Raw genomic sequence first — 18,892 nt, forward strand, 5'->3', positions numbered from 1 at the left:
TTTTTGTCCAGTCCCCGCCCTTGCTCTTCTGACTCTTCCATCATATGCAGGTCCGTTCACTTTGGTGCGGATGGTTCCGTTATTTTCCCGATCTCCGCGCCCGCAGCTTTTCGATCAGGCAGATCATGTCTTCGGGCAGAGGCGCTTCCACCGTCAGAGGACTGCGCGTCACCGGATGCAGCAGGGAAAGGCTTTTCGCATGGAGCGCCTGACGGTCGATGAGCAGATCTTCCTGCTTGCCGTACAGTATGTCGCCCACCACCGGATGCCCGATGTGGGCCATGTGAACGCGGATCTGATGGGTCCTGCCCGTCTCCAGCAGCAGCTCCACCAGCGTATATCCCAAATAGCGCTCAAGTACGCGGTAATGCGTTACCGAGGGATAACCGTCCTGGCGCACCGCCCTGCGCACGTGGTCCTCCTGCTCCAGGGCGATGGGAAGATCCACAGTTCCCTCCTCTTCCTCCATCACGCCGCGCACCACGGCCGTGTATTTTTTTTCCACGCGATTTTCCGCCGCCTGTTTGGCGAAATCATCCTGGCAATGAGAATTTTTCCCGATGAGAAGCACCCCGGAAGTGTCCATGTCCAGGCGGTTGATAAAACGGATCTTAAAGCTCTGATCCGTGTCCAGCATATACTGCATCAGGCCGTTGGCGATGGTATGATCCACGTGTCCTTTTGTGGGGTGCACCACCATTCCGGGCTGTTTGTTGATGAAAAGCAGGTCGTCGTCCTCATACAGCACATTGATCCTGATATTTTCCGGTTCAAACTGGCTCCGTTCCTCCGGCATGGTCACAGTAAGCAGATCCCCCGGTCTTCCTTTTTCATAAAGTCTGACGAAGCAGCCGTTCAGCTCCACGCCGCCCTGCACCTTCAGCTTACGCATAAGACGGGAAGAAAAGCCCAGTCTCCGGCGCAGCAATTCTTTGACCTTCAGACCCTCGTCGCCCTCTTTTATGGTGTATACAAACGTTCTCTCGCTCATAACATCTCCTATGCCGTACGCGCTGCCTTTCCCGCAGGCAGCGGATCCCACCGGTCGCCGCTGTCGGCGTACCGGATCGTTTAGACGACTCTATAAAAACTTACTCTTTACTTTTGTCCAGAAATCATAGTTCTCCATCCGCAGCAGCCGCACGATATTGGGTCCGATATCCACCGTCACCTTATCGATGGAGGAAAAACGCTGCTCCATTCCGTCTACCACTACCAGCATCCCTCTGTCGTCCTCATTTTCCGGATAGATATTCACCGTGAGGCCCGAAGGAAGCAGCACGCTGGACGTAAAGGAACGATAAGCTGTGGTATTCATGGGACTGATGGGGGTGATCTGCAGCAGATTGAGACGGGGGTCCACGATACTGCCGCCCAGCGCGTAATTGTACGCCGTACTTCCCGCCGATGTGGCCACCAGAATCCCGTCGCCGCTGAAGCGTTCAATAAAACTGTCTCCGATGGACATGTTCAGATGTACCAGCTGAGACCTGGCTCCCTTGATAACGATCTCATTCAGTCCGACCTTGGCGCATTCCTTTTCGCCCACGGTCACGGAAGCTTCAACAGTCTTCAGATCCTGGACCTCATATTCTCCCTGTTTGTATTTGAAAATGAACTCATCCAGCTGATCTGGATAAAGCTCCTGAAAGAATCCCAGATGGCCTGTATTCACACCCACGAATGGAATATCGGGGAACTCGTATCGATGCAGCGTTTTCAAAAAGGACCCGTCGCCCCCCACGCAGACGATGAGCTCCGCCGCCGGATCGAAGTGACGGGGCACCACAAAACCGCATTTCTCCAGCTTCTGCTTGAGTACATTGCGCGTCTCCTTCGATATACTGCTGCTGTTGGAAAATATATTGATGATCCGCTTCTCTTCCATCTGCCCTTTCCCCTTCCTCCGGCTCCCCCGATTTCAGCCGGGGGCGCGCATAAAAACAGGCCGCAGGCACCGGCCTGCAGCCTGTTCTTATATTTTACACCAGTTCTTCCAACTGTTCAACGAGGTTTTTGAACGCTTCCATGGCCTGACGTATAGGCTCCGGCCGGCTCATATCCACGCCCGCGATTTTCAGCAGCTCCACAGGGTAGTCGGAATCGCCGCTCTTGAGGAAACGGATATAATTTTCCCTGGCCTGTTCCCCTTCATCCAGGATCTTCTGAGAAATGGCCGTAGCCGCGGAATAACCCGTAGCGTACTTATATACGTAGAATGCGTTGTAGAAGTGGGGGATCCGCGCCCACTCCATGGAGATCTGCGGATCGGAGACCACCGCGTCCCCGAAATATTTTCTGTTCAGCTTTCCGTACTCCTCGCTGAGCCATTCTGCTGTCAGCACCTCGCCCTTTTCCACCGCAGCGTGGGTGATCTGCTCAAACTCCGCAAACATGGTCTGGCGGAACAGCGTAGTGCGGAACTCCTCGATGTAAAGGTTCAGAAGATACATCTTTTCCTTCTTATCCTTGGCGTTCTTCAGCAGATGCTTCATCAGCAGAGACTCGTTCACCGTGGAAGCCACCTCCGCCGTAAAGATCGAATGTCCTCCGTAGATAAAGGGCTGTTCCTCTCTCGTATAACTTGAATGCATGGAATGTCCCATCTCGTGGATCACCGTGAACACATCCTGCAGCCGGCCTGTATAGTTCAGCAGCATATAAGGCATGCTGTCGTAGCTCCCGAAGGAGTAAGCCCCGCTGGTCTTGCCCTCGTTTTCGTAGACATCCACCCAGCCGGATTCAAAGCCTTTGTTCATGCGCTGAATATACTCGCCGCCCAGAGGCGCCACACCCTCTCTGACCATCTCCAGCGCCTTTTCATAGGGGATGTTCTCCTTTGGCATCTCCACCAGCGGAACGTACACATCGTACATGTGGAGCTGATCCACACCCAGCATCTTTCTGCGGATCTCCATATAGCGGTAGATGAGATCCAGATTTTCATTGACCACACTGATCAGGTTATCATAAACAGCAAGATCGATGTTGTCACCCATGAGAGCCGCCTGGATCGCCGAGGGATACTTGCGGATCCTGGCGCTCACCACATCCACTTTTGTGTTGTAATTGTACGTGGCGGCAAGGGTATTCTTCTGCTTCTCGTAAGCCTCATACATGTGCTCGAAGGCTTCCTTTCTCACTTCTCTGTCATGAGACTGGAGAAGCCCGATGTAATTGCCATGGGTCACCTCCACCTGGTCGCCGTCCTCATCCACGATCTTGCCGAATCGAATATCGGCGTCGTTGATCATGGAGAAAATGTCGTTGGTGGCCGAGGTCACCTCGCTGATCTGAGCAAGGATATTTTCCTCTTCCGCGGACAGAATGTGCGCCTTCTCCCGCAGGATCTCATCGAACATGTGCCGGTAGATCTGCAGCCCTTCCTCCTGGTCAATGAATTGGAACAGCTTTTCTTCCGGGATCTCCAGGATCTCCGGCGTGAAGAAAGACATCTCCGTGGAGATCTTCGCCATCAGGCTCTGAGCCTTGTCGCACATGGCCTGATATTTGCTGACCCGGTTGTCTTCATCCCGCTTCATCCGCGAGTAAACGAAGGCCCGCTCCGCCGTCTGCCAGATCTCATCCCGCTCCTTCATCGCCGACAGCAGCGTGGCCGCGCTCTCTCCCAGCCTGCCGGAAAAACGGCCGAAATCCTTTGCCAGTTCCTGCACCTTTGCGCAGTCCTTTTCCCACTCCTCATCGCCGGCGTACATATCCTCGATCTTCCATTTATATTCCTTCGGAATCTCATTTCTCTGCCTGGTCTTTTTTTCGTCTCCCATTTTGCTCCCTTTCTTTCATTGATTTATTTTCACCGCCGCCTGACAGAAAAAACACTGTCATACCGATACAGTTTTTTCCGTACATTGGTATTATATATTATACAACCAAACGGCGAACTTATACAAGTGCCCGGCGCTTACGCCCGCAAAATTTCAGTTCTCCGCAAAGGCATGCCGTGTAACGCCGTCAAAGTGTTCCGCGCTATGGACAAACAAAATACAATCTGATAAAATAAGGCGGATAAAATTACATTTGTCTATCCGGACCAGTTTATTATATCAATATGGAAGGAATTTATCATATGGACAACAGACCCATCGGTTTTTTTGATTCCGGACTGGGCGGGCTCACCTGCATTGCGCCGCTGACCCGCGCCCTGCCCCGGGAGCGCATCATATATTTCGGAGATACGGCCCGAACGCCCTACGGCTCCAAGAGCCCGGATACGATCCGGGGCTTTGCCCGTCAGATCGCAGACTTTCTGGTTCAGCAGGACGTGAAGATGATCGCCATCCCCTGCAACACCGTCAGCGCCACCTGTCTCGCCGACCTGCAGGAGCGGTTTTCGGATCTGCCCCTCGTGGGCATCATCCACCCTGCAGCCGAAACGGTGGCAAAAACATGTACGGAGAGCAATTCCATCGGCGTTATCGGCACGAAGGTGACCATACGCAGCCGGACATACGATGAGTACATACACCGGCTGGCTCCCTCCCTGTCTATCCATTCCGCCGCCTGCCCTGCCTTCGTCCCTCTGATCGAGGAAGGCATTATCGAAAACGAGATCATGGATCTGACCATCCGTTATTATATGGACTCCTTTATCTCCTATCACAAGATCGATACGCTGGTGCTGGGCTGCACCCATTATCCGCTGATCCTGGAAAATCTCCGCCATCTGTATCCGAAACTGCGCATCATCAATCCTTCGGAGGAGATCGTAGGATGTATTAAAAATCGTCTGGATGAGCAGAATCTCTTTGCAGAACGGGAAACCAGCGCGGAAAACATCTTTTACGCCAGCGATCTCTCCGAAAACTTCGTCAATATGATCAACCGGATCTTTAAAAACACCGGATTTACGGTGGCTTTTAAAAATTTCGATATGGAAGCGAATAAGTGCGGCTGACGCAGCGCTGTCAGCAAAAGAATCAAAAGAAAAAGAGGATAAAAATATGGATATTGAAGAACTTCTGAACTATCTGGAGCTGGATTCCCCGGAAGAATTCGAGTATTTTGAGCATCTGGCGGATCTTCTGGAACTGGAGCGGGAGGTCTCCCCGGAAGCCTGCCACGCACTGTTTTCAGGCGTATCCGAGCGCACGCTCACCGAACTGATCGCCAGCTACTTCGAGGAGATCATGGAAAATCTCCCCGACGATACGGTAGACATCTATACCCTGCTCACCACGATCCGTCAGAATCTGCTGGGACTGGCCAGAAACGTGGAAGATCCCGACGGTCTCCGGCTCTTTTCCGATGAGTTTCAGAAATTCCGCAGCTGGTATTCGATGGATTCCCACGTCCGCTGCAAGCGTATGTCGGACGGTTCCCCGGCGGATGTGTCTGTCTGCGAAGCTCTGGCGCTCTGTCGCCTGGAAAAGCTCAACGAGGACGAATACGACTATGACTTCTCCGACTGCCTGGATTATGAGATCGACGAGTACCGCGTAGATCTCTCCGAGCTCATGGGAGGTCATGGAAACAGTATCCACAGCGATTACGAAGGCCTGGAGGAGGAAGAGGATCCGGCAGGCGATGAGGCGGAAGACAGTTTCGACGTGTTCACAGACGGTCTGGTAGACCGCAGCAATCCGGTGATCGACGGAGAATTTGAGGACGAATAAACAAAGAACCCCACTGGGCGGCAGCGGGGGATCATGCACATCACGACACAATACAGCGCAACAGAGTGGAGCCGGCTGTTTCGATCAAAATGAAACAGCCGGCTCTTATTTTTCCGGAAGCCGCAGCTTATCCAGCGTGCTGCGGGCCAGAGACAGGTCGATGGCAGCATAATCCTTTTTCTGCCGTTCATTCAGCCTGTCCAGGCGATCTCTGTTCTGTTCAAAGATAGAGAGCAGCTGTTCCACCCGCAGGATCTCGCCGCCGTCCCCGCCGACGCCGCCCACCAGGCCCACGCCGGCTCTCTCGGAACCGTCCTTCTCGAAGGAAGCTTCCCCCGGGGGCTTCTCCTGCGTCTCCGCTTTTTCCAGTATCACCGTGAGATAGGGATTGGCCCGTTCTCTGCGTCCCGCAAGTGGGTCGGCTGTCAGCCGCCATCCGTTCATGAGCAGATCTCTGGCTCGAAAAACCACCTGGCACACATTCTCCTTGGTAAAATCCAGCACAAACTTTCTGCGGTCCTGTCCGGCGTATTCCGCCGTTCTCTCGTTGTTCGTCACAATGCATACCGACTTCATATGTTCCCGCCTCCCTGTTTCCCGTTCAGCTTCCCACGCGGATATTGAGCCGCTTGATTTTATAATTCAGCGTCTGTCTTGTCAGGCTCAGCATATTGCCCGCCCGGGTCCTGTTCCCTCCGGTTTTCCGCAGCGCCTGTTCGATGAGTCTTCTCTCGATCTCGTCGATGACGGCTGTGAGGCAGATGCAGTTTTCTTCCATCGCCGTGTCTGCCGCCACAGGATCCATCCACACGTTTTCAGACAGTTGTTCCATCTCTCCGTCCTCCCCTTCCGTCTGTCCATCCCGGCCTGCATCACGTGGACAGTGTTCCAAAGCAGCCGGGCAGCCGATCTCCTGCTTCACAGGACGCGGCCGCGGGGCCAGCCGCCGGCAAAGCCCCGCGCCGCTCGTCTTACGATTTTTCTAAAGCTTCACTACAGCGCCTTTTCCTGCGCGTCCAATTTCTCCAGTTCTTCCTTCTGCTTTTCCGGGGTCATCTTGTACATCCCGATGCCCACCGCCGCCACGATCAGCGCGAAGACCGGATTCAGATAGGTATTGGGGCTCCAGATACCAAAGCCCTCCATGCCGAAGATCCCCACGCCCAGAGTTCCGATGTAGAAGGCGCCGGAGGTGCCCCAGGGGATCCAGGGCGCCATCATGGTCCCCACGTCTTCCAGTGTTCTGGACAGCACTCTGGGATCCAGATTCTGCTCTATGTAAGCCCTCTTGTACATTTCAGCCGTCATAATGTGCGCCGGATAAGAGGAGCCCGCGCAGGCCATGATGATGAAATCGGTGATCAGCGTGGCGCCGATGAGGGTGACGCGGTTCTTCGCTCTGCTCACAACGGGTTCCAGCGCCGTCTTCAGGAATCCCGCCTTGCTGATGATGGCCGCATAGCCGTAGCCGCAGTAGATCACGATCACGATGCCGACCATGGACTTCATGCCGCCGCGGTTCAGAAGCGACGCCACGTCGGGAGCTACCTCGCCGTCAAAGATCATATTGGTGGTAAAGCCGTTGACGCTGGCCGCAAATCCCTGCACCACGTCAAATCCCTGATACGCACAGCCGATAATGATGGCCAGCAGGGACGCGCCGATCATGGTGGGCACCGGCGGCTGCTTTGTAAAGGCGCATACCAGTATCACCAGGAACGGCAGCAGAAGCAGCAGATTCCAGTGATAGATCTCGTCCAGGGACGCCATGGTGTCAATGGCCTCCTGAGGCAGACCTGTTCCGGTCACTTCGATCTGCGTGCCGCAGATGAAAAAGACCACAGCGGATATGATCGAAGACGGTATGGTGGTCCACATCATGGAAGCGATGTGGTCGTAGATATTGCAGCCGGCGCAGAGAGGCGCCAGATTCGTGGTCTCCGACAGCGGAGACAGTTTGTCGCCGAAGATAACGCCGCTGACCACGGCCGCCGCCGTGATGTGCAGGGGCACGCCCAGCCCGGCCGCAACGCCCATCATGGCCACTCCCATGGTTCCCGCGGAGCCCCAGGATGTGCCTGTGACCACAGACAGCACACAGCACACGATGAAGGTACACAGATACATATACTGCGGATTGATCAGCTTCAGTCCATAATAGATGATCATGGGGATGGAGCCGCTGAATATAAAAGTAGCGATCACGATACCGATGGTCCACATGATCAGGATCGCCGGCGTGGCCTGGACGATCTTCTGGCAGATGCCGTTCTCCAGATCAGCCCACCGGTAGCCGCACCGTCTGGCTACCAGGGCGGCTACGATGGCGGAGATGATCATGAGCATTTCTACTCTGACTCCAAATCCCGCATAGCCGACGGCGATGATGACGACCATAGATAAAATGGAAAATACCGATTCTCCGAATGTTGGGGCCCTTTTCGTCATAGCTTACATTCCTCCTAAATCTGTTTTTCGCGGTGCGGATCACCGCGTCTCTTTGTTCTCGATCATCACGTTTGTATCACTCATCACATTTGTCTGTCTTTCAGCCGACGCGCCGTCTCCCCCCGCCTCCGCGGAGGGAGACGCAATATCATTCTCTATTTAAACACAGTAGGTTCCGTTACCTCTTCCGTCAGCGCCTTCAACGCCTTTTTCGTCAGTTCCAGTCTGGCTTCCTTCTCCTCCTCCGGCGTCAGGTCAGGATAACCTGTGGGATGGGGGATCGCCACAGCCGGATAGATCCGGTTCGCCCCCACGGTCTTGGAGATCGGTACGATGGTGCACAGGTGTACAATGGGAATGCCCGCATCGTCGATAGCTTTTACGATCGTTGCGCCGCAACGAGTACAGCTGCCTCAGGCCGAGGTGAGGATCGCCCCCTCCACCCCGCTGTCCTTCAGGGACCGGGCGATCTCCTCGCCAAACTTCGCCGCCCGGGCCACAGGCATGGAGTTTCCCACAGTCACATAAATGTCTTTATTGAACGTTCCGATAAAGCCCTGTTTTTCCAGTTCCACCATGGCGTCCACGGGCATCATGCGGTTTCCGTTATGATAGCCGAAGGTCGGCGTGCAGCCCCCGTGAGCGACGATGGAATGCAGCATTTCCGGGCCCTGATAGTCTTCCACGTGGTAGACAGCCCAGCGAGTGGCCGCATGGGACTCGATCTTGTCCGGGTTGCCTTCCGGAACTGCGCCGCAGGTGGAGATCAGCGCGATCTTCGCCCTGGACAGGTCCTTCACCGCAGCGCTGGGCGTCACCCTTGAAAAAGAAGTCATTTCCAGCTCTGTCTCAAAAGGTCTGCCGGCGATCTTGTCCAGGAGCATGTCCACCGCCCGGTGAGCGCCCACGTGCTCCCGCCAGATATTCTTGCGGATGCCGCGCCTGAAATAGCCCTGCTTTTTGTAGTCGTATATCTCCTCTCCGCCCTGGGCGTAACGGTTTACAAAAGCGGTCATCGCCTGAGCCGCCTTCTTCATGCCTCTGGCGTTGTTGTCCGTGGGGAAGATGAAGCCATATTTCTGATAAAGCTCTCTTCCCGGATTTTCCTCATACATGCCGGATACCGCCGGAATGCCCATATCCCATGCGATCTTGCACACTCCGCCGCAGGCCATACCGTATCTCCCCGCGAAAAAGGCCGGCCCCGCGATGATCAGTTCCGCGCCGCAGTCTTTGATGATCTCCTCCAATTGCCTGGAGACCTGGTCCGTGTGATCCACAAAGTAATTGTCTCCGCAGATCACGGTGGCTACGATCTCGTTTCCCTCCTCCAGAAGGGCCTGCATGGCCAGTCCCGGTCCTACGACGCCTTCCCGGACTGTCATGGGAACATCGGCCATTTCCTCGCCGCCGATATTGGCGAAGAATTGATTGATATAGTGTAAAATTTTCATGACAATCGATCCCCCTTAGTATGTAGTCGCTGAAATTCTGGTGATGCCCAGATTGCTGGAAGCGTCCATGATCACGGCAAGCCGCACGTTGACGCTGCCGTCGGGACGCAGAGCGTTGCTGACGCCGCCGGCCAGAACATCCACCGCCTCCAGATGTCCGATCACCTTATCCATGGGCGGAAGCAGGATAAACTCGTTATTGTTGCCCGCCGTCATCACGGCGTCCGCTACCGGGTTTGTGTTGGCCAGCGACTCGGAAGCGCCGTCGTCTCCGGCGTTTTCGTGGAGACCCATCACCACCTTTATGCCAGCTTTTTCCGCCTTCTCTGCGATGAGCATCAGATCTGCTTCGGGGTTTCCGCCGCCCTCCTCCGTCACCACCAGACCATCTGCGGAAAGCAGCCGGGCCAGCGTTACGATGGCCATAACGCCCCGCTCCTTCTCTGCCAGCATGGTGCTGATAGGAGACGAGATAACGCCCATGAACTCCAGATCTACGCCGTGCCGTGCGTACATATCCTCCACCACCGGATTATTCTCATGATCGTAGGTGGTATTCTTGTCGCAGGCCGTCACACAGTTGCCGGAGACGATCGCTCCGTCCATCATCTCGTTGGGATGCATCAGCATGGTCTGCAGCTTCTTGCAGTCTGAGCCGTAAATATAGTTGTCGTGAAGCAGGCCCTGAGCCAGCACCAGGTTGACGTAAAGCAGCCTGGGCAGCTTCTTTTCCGCTGGGACGGGCGGGAGCGTATAAGTCTTTCTTTCATCCACCTCCGCATCCACAGAGGCCTTTGCCAGATAATGAGCCATGCGGATCCCTGCCATCCGAACGGCTTCCTCATGATGCTCCGGAGAGATGCCTTCCACCGGCTCCGCCACCAGTACTACATTGTTCATCTTTGAGTAGATGCAGTATTCCTCGCAGGGGCCGGTCATATCGATCAGACCTTCCTGGAAACACACGATCTGACCGGTGGTAATGACGCAGCAGCCCTTCAGAACTCTGGTCCTGCCCTCGCCGACCCCGTCGAAGCCGCCCAGCAGTCCCGGGAAAAAATCGCCGCTGTCCGGTTTAATTCTGGGCTCGATGGCGTCCTTCACCGGTATGATGCGCACCGACTCCCCGGGGCGGGCCAATTCCACCTCCACAGAATCAAAGGCTTTATCGCGGATCACTTCCAGCAGCTCTTCCCTGTTGATGTACAACACATGATCCCTGACCTTGGTTTCCGATCCGAACTGGACGTCCCTGATATAGACCAGCTCCAGATCCAGACTCATTTGTTTCACTGTAATCACCTTCCATATCCATAAAACAACAATTGCAAATAACGGATGAGCGCGCCGCTGTCATTAGATAACGCAAATTGCATGCCAACTTTTTATCAATCTTTTTTTTCTATACATTTTCTGCTGTACACGGGTATTTTCAATAGCTCCCGTCCCCTTTGCGCGCCGTAGCCCCATAAAAAAAGCGGGAGCATCTATGCACCCGCGCATAACCGCTCCCGCTTTTCTATTTATTTTTACATAGGCCGTACTTGGCCAGCTTGCGCACGATAGTGGACTGATTGACTCCCAGGACCTCCGCCGCCCGGGTGGTGCTCCCGTACTTTCCATAGACCTCCGCAAGCACCTGCTTTTCCACCCGATCCAGGACCTCCTGCAGCTTCATGCCGTCCTCATAGATCATCTCTCCGTGGCGCGCCTTTTCCCGTGAGGCCAGATAGGGCGGCAGGTCGTTGGGATAGATGGTGTCGTCATGGCTCACGACTACCAGCCGTTCAATGATGTTTTCCAGCTCCCGCACATTGCCCGGCCACTCGTAGTTGATGAGCCGTTTCATGGTCATGGAGGATACCTGTTTGTTTCGGCCGTGCTTTTTGTTGAAGGCATCCAGAAATGTCATCACAAGCTCCGGGATATCCTCTTTCCGTTCCCGCAGAGGCGGGATCAGGATCGGAATGACGTTCAGTCTGTAATAGAGATCCTCCCGGAAAAGGTTCTTCTTCACCATCTCCTCCAGATCCTTGTTGGTTGCGGAAATGATACGGATATCCACTTTCACCGGTCTCAGGCCGCCGATCCTCATGAAGCTTCTGTCCTGGATCGCCTGCAGCAGCTTGACCTGCAGGTTCATGGGCATTTCTCCGATCTCATTGAGAAATACGGTGCCTCCGTCGGCAATCTCCAGAAGTCCCCGCTTTCCGTTCTTCTGGGCCCCGGTAAACGCCCCCTCCTCATATCCGAACAGCTCTGATTCCAGTATTTTTTCCGGAATAGCGCCGCAGTTGATCTTTACAAAGGGGTTCTTCCTCCTGTGGCTGATATTGTGGATCATCCCCGCCGCCAGATCCTTGCCCACCCCCGATTCTCCAAGAATGAGCACATTGCTGTCCACCGGCCCCACTTTTTTGATAACGTCCAGTACCTCCTGCATCTCTCTGTTGTGGGTGTTGATCTTTTTTTCCTCTATCTGCTCTGTACGCAGCTGCCGCAGCTCTGCGAAGTACAGATCCGCCAGCTTTTCATTACTGCGCAGGCGCTCGTACAGCTCCAGAAGTTCTCCCGAATTCACAAAATCCTCGATCTGATCGATGAGAAGCTCCGCGTCCCTTGTGATGGATATGATGCGGTAAAGATTCCCCTTTTCATCGAACACCGGCACGCCCGTGACCACCGCCTGATTGTTGTCTTTCACATTCTGCAGGATGGTCACCGTCTTCTTCTGCTTCAGCACCGCATTGACAACGGAGGGGAAATAGATCCTGCGGTCCTCGATCTCCCGGATATTCTTGCCCTCCACCTCGGAGGGCTCCCTGCCGGTGATACGCTTAGTGGCTGCGTTGGCCATAAGGACCACTCCCTCGGCGTCGATCTCGTAGATGGAATCGTAACAATGGTTGAAGATCATCTCGTATTCCAGACATTTCTTCTCAAATTTCTGGTACAGCCGGGCGCTCCACCGGCAGAAATTGATCAGTCCCGAGGCCGTGATGACGCCCCGCAGCCTTCCCTGCTCACAGACATACATAAAGCGGAAAATGCCCTCCGTCTCATCGATGGTGATGACGTCGGACGTATCCAGTATCTTTACGTTTTTCTTTATGAGCCGGGTCACAGGCTCCTCCATGCCGCCCTCCCGATAGATCCATTCAAACAATCTGGCGGAGGTCACTACCCCCATAAAACGGCCCTCCCTGTCGGTGACGGGGATCTCCCGCAGCTCCCTGCAGGAAAAAGCGGATACCGCGTCATATACCGTGTCTTCCGGATGCAGTACCGCCATAGGCTTTTCCATTATCATCTTTACCGCAGTTTTCTCTCTTTTCATGTCCGCTCCCAAGTATGCCAGTTCAACGAAAAAGATAATGCCATTCATATTTCAATACAATTTATTTTTCAATACTATATCACCGCCGCCTTTTATTTGTCAATCTTTTAACATGCAATTTTACATAGTCAATGCCGAACTGCATAGACCGCTCCCTGCGGCACACGGGAAAGATCCTTAATTTATAACGGTATTTCAAGTATGATCGGAAGCTGACAGAACAAAAATGAAAAACAGACTGCGGATCGCCGCAGTCTGTTTTTCATGAGACTGTAAGTAAGAATTGAGATATTAGCTTGCTCGGCGATGCAAATTTCCCCTGTCTTGCCGCGGCGTCCGTATGGGACTCCGTTTTTTCGCCGTCTTCGCTACGCAACTATTTCGGTCGCGCAGCATTTCGTTCCACAATACGGAATTGCAAATTCCATATCGTTGAATAAATTATATTGACAAGCAGTCAAAAAGTCAATACTTTTACAGAAATTTTTACTAAACAAAATTCGACTCCCCTGCAGGAGCACGTTCGCCGGAGGATCGCCGCGGCGGACCACCGGGCCGGCGCGCCGTTCGCTATGTCTTGGGTCAGATCGGCGCCCGGTTTCGGATCGTAAATTCTACAGTAAATATTTCTCCACGAGATCCACGTCGGAGGGGCAGTCCACATACGCTGTTCCCCGTTTCTGTCTGGTCTCTCTTCCCTTTCCCGTGAGCAGGATCACCGTGTTTTCCGGCGCCTGGGCGATCGCCGCACGGATGGCCTCTTCCCTGTCGTCGATGAGCTCGCACGGACAGCCCTGCGCCTTCACATAACCTGCGATCTGACGTGAGATCTCCCCCACGGGCTCCTCCCCCGCGTCCTCCTCTGTCAGAAATACCTTTTTTGCATAGCGGCCGGCGATCTCCCCCAGCTCCTGTCTCCGGTCAAAGGCTTTCCCCCCGGGGCAGCCGAAGACGGCATAGATCCCGCACTGGGGATATTCCCGCATAGTAGAATCAAAGAGCGTGTCAAAGCTCATGCGATTGTGGGCGTAGTCCACGATCACAGTCACTTTCCGCCGGGTATTTTCGAAAACTTCCATGCGACCGCTGACTCTGGCGTTCAGCAGTCCTTCCCGCATATCTTCCGCTGGGATCCCCAGCGCAGAACAGATGGCGATCGCCCCCAGCGCGTTGTCCACGTTAAAGAGTCCCGGTATGGTCAGACGGAATTCCTGCTCAAACTCCGGCGTCCTCACCGTAAAGCATGTACATCCGTCTTTTTTCACGATGTGATGGCCGTAGATTTCCGCTTCTTCCCGCTTTCCAAAGGTGATGATCCTCCCGCAGCTTTCCGCCGAGAGCAGGATCTCCTCCAGATGGTTGGAATCCAAATTCACACAGGCTGTCGCGCACTGGGAAAACAGCATGAGTTTCGACTCGAAGTAATCGTCAAAATCAGGATGCTCAACAGCGCTGATATGATCCTCGCCGATATTTAAAAAACATCCCACATCGAACAACACATCCTTGACTCTGTGATATTTCAGAGCCTGGCTGGAAACCTCCATGACGGCATAGCCGATGCCGCTCTCCACCGCGTTGGCGAAATGACGCTGAAGCATCATGGCTTCCGGCGTGGTAAGGTGAGATTCAAAATTCAAGACGCCGTCGTAGGTGTCGATGCTGGATATGACCGCAGAGAGGGGTCTGCCCATCCGCTGCAGGTAATGATCCAGCACAGCTCTCACCATATATGCGGTGGTGGATTTCCCCTTCGTTCCGGTGATCCCCACCAGATTCAGATTCTTCCAGGGCTCATGGTAAAACATGTTGGCCAGGATCGCCATAGCCAGACGGATATCCTTCACGATGACAGCGGACGCAGCCGTCTCGTACCTCTGTTCACTGACATAGCAGAAAGCCCCCGCCTCCGCCGCCTCCCACAGGTATTTCTCAGAGAAATGGGCGCCTTTGCACACGAAAAGCGTATTTTCCCTGATATCTTTTGAATCATAGGAAAGCCAGCAGACTTCCCGTTTCAGATCCGCCGGGCCGATCTGGTAATCCAGAAGCAGCATCTCCTCACGCAGCCTGTCCAGATACTCTCCCAACGTATAATTCTTCTCCATGGACGCACCCGCCTCCCGTTTCTACTTCCCCAGATATTTCCTGAATTTCACGTAGTGTCCCAATTGATTCTTCTGCAGCTTCAGCCAGCGGGAAAACCCGCCGTCCGCCTTGTAAAACAGCGGATTGACCGCCTTGCCGGCTCTGGAGAGCTCCCGCATCTTCGCCCGATATTTTTCCGGACGAACGTACCGGAACGCCACTCCTCTGGGCACCACCTGCCACAGAGACTCCTCTTTTACGATGCGAAAATCGATAGGATGATCGTAGATCCAGTCCTCCACCACGTACTGCGCAATGTTGGCGCCAGCCGCCGTCACATAAAAATTGCTCCTTCCCTGCCGGGTGTTGATCTCAAATACCTTGTACTTTCCGTCCCTCTCATCGTACTTAATATCAAAATTGGAAAATCCCACGTAGTTCATATCCTCCAGGAGCTTTTTGAACCTCATGCACAGGTCTTCGTCGTACTCCGTCACGATCACCGCGTGGTTGCCGATGCCGTGAGGCGTGTGTTCTTCCAGCAGCACGTGTCCCAGACACATGAGCTTTACGCGGCCCTCCTTATCGGAGTAGCTGGTCAGTACCCGCATATAGGTGTCGTCCCCGGGAATAAAATTCTGAATGATCACCGAATCCCGGTACCCCGACCCGTAAATATCTTCGAGGATACGGTCCACTTCCGCTCTGGTGTCCGCCTTGTACACCTTTTTCTGCGTCGCGTACGGATGTCTCCAGTATTCGATCCCATTGGAGGGTTTGACAATGAAAGGGCCGTCAAAAGGCAGTTCAAATTCCCTGGGATCTTCCGGATGATGCACAAAGGTATCCGGATAATCCACCCCCGCTTTTTCGCACATTGCGTAGAATTTTTCTTTGTGGATCAGATCATTCATCATATCCGCGCCGATGTACGGCGCTGTCACATTCTCCGCAAAACGTTCTCTGTTTTCGCTGATGAGCTGAACGTAGCTGTCCCCGCAGCCCAGAAGCAGCACCTTTTCCCCGTGATGCGCCGCCGCGAAATCCTCCACCAGCTTCAAAAAAGTCTCCTGCTCGTCCGCCTTTTCGTTGGCCTGGTAGTTCAGGATCGCACTCTGCCAGCAGGGACCGGTAGGGTACTTCCCATAGGCGAAACTCTTGATTCCATACGCTTCGTGAAACGCCCTGGCCACGCTGTATACATTAATATCCCCCGCAAAGAGCAGCGGAATAAATCTGATCTCTTCCATCTTATTCGCCTCTTCTTCCATTTTTACACTGAAACAAGGTTTATTATACCCTTTTTACACCATCCTATCAAGTGAAGGATTCACGCGCCCGGACTGCCGCAGAAAAAACAGAAAAAGGCGAAGCCTGCCGCTCGCCTGACGAGCGGTGTCCCGCCTTTTCATTTCCGTTTCCTGTCTGCCTCAAAAAAATACGTTATTTATGCCGGTGCATTCGCTCTCATCCGCTGCGATGATCCGCGTCATGCTCTGCGAATTGCCGCCGCTATCTCTTTTCTCAGATTCTCGATCTTCGCAAAATCCATGTTGGGGATATAATTTTCCTCCAGATGATCGTGTTCGGCTTTCGCTTCCTTCAGGCAGTCGATGCCTTTCTTAAACAGCTCTTCCATCTTCATATAGCTGTCTTCCGCGATATGGCGCTGCTTGTCGATCCTGCCGCTGTCCACCAGGCGGCTGAGATCCACGGGAACGATCTCTCCCGTCAGCTTGCTTTCATCCACAATGTGGAAGCGATTGTGGGTCAGAAACGCCACGCCCAGCTCCGGCACCAGCAGATGCTCGATCTTTTCTTCCGGCTTCAGCGGACAGTAATACGCCTCGACATCAAATCCTCTGTAGAGGGCGCTCTCCGCAAACAGAGACAGGATCTTGGTCCCGCTCACACCCACCGGAGCCTTGATCAGATAGATCTTCTTGTATCCCTGAACCAACGTCTCCAGAAAATGTACAAATCCTGCCGGCGTAATGCCGCTGCCAAAATATTTTTTCATCTTCCCGATCTCTGCGGACAATTCCTTGTGCGTCAGTTCCTGATTGATGATATTGGCCGCCAGTTTATACATTTCTTCTTTTTTCAGACCCATCTCGTAGATGGCGGTCAGATTGTCGTACATCTTTCCCGCCGCTCCGAAATAGTTGTAGGATCTGGCGAATATGGTTTTCAGTTCGGCGTTTTTGCCGACGATGGCGTCTCTGTTCCTGCGGATGCCCGCCTCGTCCCAGTACTCTCCCAGATGAACGATGGTGTCCACCGCGCCCGGGTTGATCGGATCCACCACATGAGGACTGGTTGCGTCCACCAGCGCGATCTTCTTATCCCGAAGCACGATCCCATCCAGCGAATTGCTGTCTGAAGAACAATGCATAAAATCTACGTCGTGGCCTTCCGCCAGCATTTCCTCCCCGATCTTTCTGATAAAGGTGGATTTCCCCACGCCGGGTCCTCCTTTAAGACAGTATATTTTTTCTGCCTCCTGCTGGCTCAATATGTACTGATAATACGAAAAAAATCCTCCCGGCGTATTGTCTCCCGGGAACATGTGTCTTGCGATTCCAGACATTGACTTCTCCCCTTTCCTGTTCACACTACTTTTCCAGTGTATGCGGAAAGGGGAGCTCCGGTGCACGTCTTCTTTTTTCTGCCCCGGAAAATACCGGTATTAAGACTTTACCGCCTCTCTGAACTCCTTCTTAATGGCGTCCAGCAGGTCCGGCTGCAGGATGACGTCGCAGGCGCTGTGCGCCAGCGTACAGGCTCCGGTCAGCAGCAGGGCTTTTCCCTGGGCGCAGACAGTGCGGTCTGCAAACTCCCTGGTATGCACCACCAGAGAAGGATCGCCGAAGCCGATCCACGCGTGCACGCAGGGCGCCTGGTAGCTCACGTTGCCCAGATCCAGAGAACCGTGGCCGTCGGAGGCCTTCTGGACGATGTCCCCCAGGGCGGTCTGATTGGCGATCACCACCCGATTCAATGTCTGATTGGTCAGCAGATCGTCATAGGACAGTTCAAAATTCGAGATCTCCAGCCGGGCGCCCGTCATCATCGCAGCTCCTTTGGCGATCTCTCTCACCCGCTGCTCAGCCGCCGCTACGATGGATTTTTTCCTGGCACGGATGTAAAACCTGGCCTCCGCAAAATCGGGCACGATGTTGGGCGCCGCCCCTCCGCTGGATATGATGCCGTGATAGAGCACGCCGGGCGTATGCTGCCGCATGGCGTTGATGCCGTTAAACAGATGGATCACGCTGTCCAGCGCGTTGATGCCCTTCTCCGGCGCTGCGGCTGCGTGGGCCGCCTTGCCGAAATACTGAAACTGCAGAGCCGTCATGGCGTAGGACTCTCCGCTCTCCTCCGACAGGGACGCGGGATGGGCCATGAGAATGATATCCGCCTCCCGGAATACACCGCGCTCCGCCATCGGCACTTTCGCCCCGCTGGTCTCCTCCGCCGGAGTCCCGTAGACCACGATCTTTCCTCCGATCTCCGGCAGGACCGCTCTCAGCCCCGCCGCGCCCAAAAGCGCTATGGTGCAGATGAGATTGTGGCCGCAGCCGTGGCCGATCTCCGGCAGAGCGTCGTACTCCGCGCAGAAGCCGATGACCGGCCCTTTTTTTCCGCTGTCGTATACCGCCCGAAATGCGGTGGACAGATCGCAGAAATTCCGCTCCACCTCAAATCCGTAGCCCTCAAACGCCTCGCACAGCCGCGCGCAGGCCTTTACTTCCCCGTAGCCTGTTTCAGGGTTTTCATATAAATACCGCGTTATTTCAAACACATCGTCCAGTTCGGACTTTATTTTATCTCTGATCTCCTCTTTGATCCGGTCTCCCGAATGATGCCCTGCAAAATGCTTCATCTTTTCCTCCTGCAGATTGCTCTGATCTCTCAGATTTCTCATTTAG

15 protein-coding genes are annotated in these 18,892 nt (G+C 54.2%); 2 read left to right on the forward strand and 13 right to left on the reverse strand.

All coding sequences use genetic code 11. The features are described 5' to 3' along the window. Positions 1 to 79: 79 nt before the first annotated feature. From E0E37_RS15665 to pepF, 3 genes are all read right to left on the reverse strand, one after another. Entirely contained in the window at positions 80 to 991 is a 912-nt protein-coding gene (locus E0E37_RS15665; RefSeq protein WP_130863919.1) for an RluA family pseudouridine synthase, read from the reverse strand. Between the two features lie 90 nt (positions 992 to 1,081). After that, on the reverse strand, positions 1,082 to 1,888 hold the full coding sequence (locus E0E37_RS15670; protein WP_130863920.1) for an NAD(+)/NADH kinase: 807 nt from the start codon (positions 1,886 to 1,888) through the stop codon (positions 1,082 to 1,084). A 94-nt stretch (positions 1,889 to 1,982) separates the two neighbouring features. Next, a complete protein-coding gene (pepF, locus tag E0E37_RS15675; RefSeq protein WP_130863921.1) occupies positions 1,983 to 3,785 on the reverse strand; it encodes an oligoendopeptidase F in 1,803 nt (600 codons plus the stop codon). Positions 3,786 to 4,087: 302 nt separating this feature from the next. Here pepF and murI point away from each other — a divergent pair, with 302 nt between their 5' ends. Beyond that, the gene (gene murI, locus E0E37_RS15680) at positions 4,088 to 4,915 is read left to right on the forward strand and encodes a glutamate racemase (RefSeq protein WP_130863922.1); all 828 of its coding nucleotides are present in this window, start codon (positions 4,088 to 4,090) and stop codon (positions 4,913 to 4,915) included. A 46-nt stretch (positions 4,916 to 4,961) separates the two neighbouring features. Next, entirely contained in the window at positions 4,962 to 5,633 is a 672-nt protein-coding gene (locus E0E37_RS15685) for a hypothetical protein (RefSeq protein ID WP_130863923.1), read from the forward strand. 105 nt (positions 5,634 to 5,738) lie between these two features. Here the strand turns inward: E0E37_RS15685 and E0E37_RS15690 are convergent, their stop codons facing one another. The 10 genes from E0E37_RS15690 to E0E37_RS15735 all read right to left on the reverse strand — a co-directional run bounded on the left by E0E37_RS15690 (position 5,739) and on the right by E0E37_RS15735 (position 18,846). Beyond that, positions 5,739 to 6,209 carry a hypothetical protein gene (locus E0E37_RS15690; RefSeq protein ID WP_130863924.1) on the reverse strand — a complete coding sequence of 157 codons (471 nt, stop codon included), beginning with the start codon at positions 6,207 to 6,209 and terminating at the stop codon, positions 5,739 to 5,741. Between the two features lie 25 nt (positions 6,210 to 6,234). After that, the gene (locus E0E37_RS15695; protein ID WP_130863925.1) at positions 6,235 to 6,465 is read right to left on the reverse strand and encodes a helix-turn-helix domain-containing protein; all 231 of its coding nucleotides are present in this window, start codon (positions 6,463 to 6,465) and stop codon (positions 6,235 to 6,237) included. Between the two features lie 161 nt (positions 6,466 to 6,626). Further along, positions 6,627 to 8,081 (reverse strand): Na+/H+ antiporter NhaC, encoded by a 1,455-nt coding sequence (gene nhaC / locus E0E37_RS15700; protein ID WP_130863926.1) that lies wholly within the window; start codon positions 8,079 to 8,081, stop codon positions 6,627 to 6,629. A 155-nt stretch (positions 8,082 to 8,236) separates the two neighbouring features. Further along, the gene (locus tag E0E37_RS15705; protein WP_281275534.1) at positions 8,237 to 9,535 is read right to left on the reverse strand and encodes a glycine/betaine/sarcosine/D-proline family reductase selenoprotein B; all 1,299 of its coding nucleotides are present in this window, start codon (positions 9,533 to 9,535) and stop codon (positions 8,237 to 8,239) included. 15 nt (positions 9,536 to 9,550) lie between these two features. Then, entirely contained in the window at positions 9,551 to 10,819 is a 1,269-nt protein-coding gene (locus tag E0E37_RS15710) for a glycine/sarcosine/betaine reductase component B subunit (protein ID WP_130864510.1), read from the reverse strand. Positions 10,820 to 11,054: 235 nt separating this feature from the next. Next, entirely contained in the window at positions 11,055 to 12,872 is a 1,818-nt protein-coding gene (locus tag E0E37_RS15715) for a sigma 54-interacting transcriptional regulator (RefSeq protein WP_165445400.1), read from the reverse strand. A gap of 614 nt (positions 12,873 to 13,486) precedes the next feature. Further along, positions 13,487 to 14,980 carry a Mur ligase family protein gene (locus tag E0E37_RS15720; RefSeq protein WP_130863929.1) on the reverse strand — a complete coding sequence of 498 codons (1,494 nt, stop codon included), beginning with the start codon at positions 14,978 to 14,980 and terminating at the stop codon, positions 13,487 to 13,489. 21 nt (positions 14,981 to 15,001) lie between these two features. Then, entirely contained in the window at positions 15,002 to 16,210 is a 1,209-nt protein-coding gene (locus tag E0E37_RS15725; protein ID WP_130863930.1) for a carboxylate--amine ligase, read from the reverse strand. A gap of 239 nt (positions 16,211 to 16,449) precedes the next feature. Further along, positions 16,450 to 17,550, reverse strand: coding sequence for an ATPase (locus E0E37_RS15730; RefSeq protein ID WP_130863931.1), 1,101 nt, complete (start codon positions 17,548 to 17,550; stop codon positions 16,450 to 16,452). A gap of 99 nt (positions 17,551 to 17,649) precedes the next feature. After that, positions 17,650 to 18,846, reverse strand: coding sequence for a M20 family metallopeptidase (locus E0E37_RS15735; protein ID WP_130863932.1), 1,197 nt, complete (start codon positions 18,844 to 18,846; stop codon positions 17,650 to 17,652). Between the last annotated feature and the right edge of the window lie 46 nt (positions 18,847 to 18,892).

Origin of the sequence: Bacilliculturomica massiliensis (assembly GCF_900605495.1) — a bacterium.
Taxonomy (GTDB): Bacteria; Bacillota; Clostridia; order Peptostreptococcales; family Anaerovoracaceae; genus Bacilliculturomica; species Bacilliculturomica massiliensis.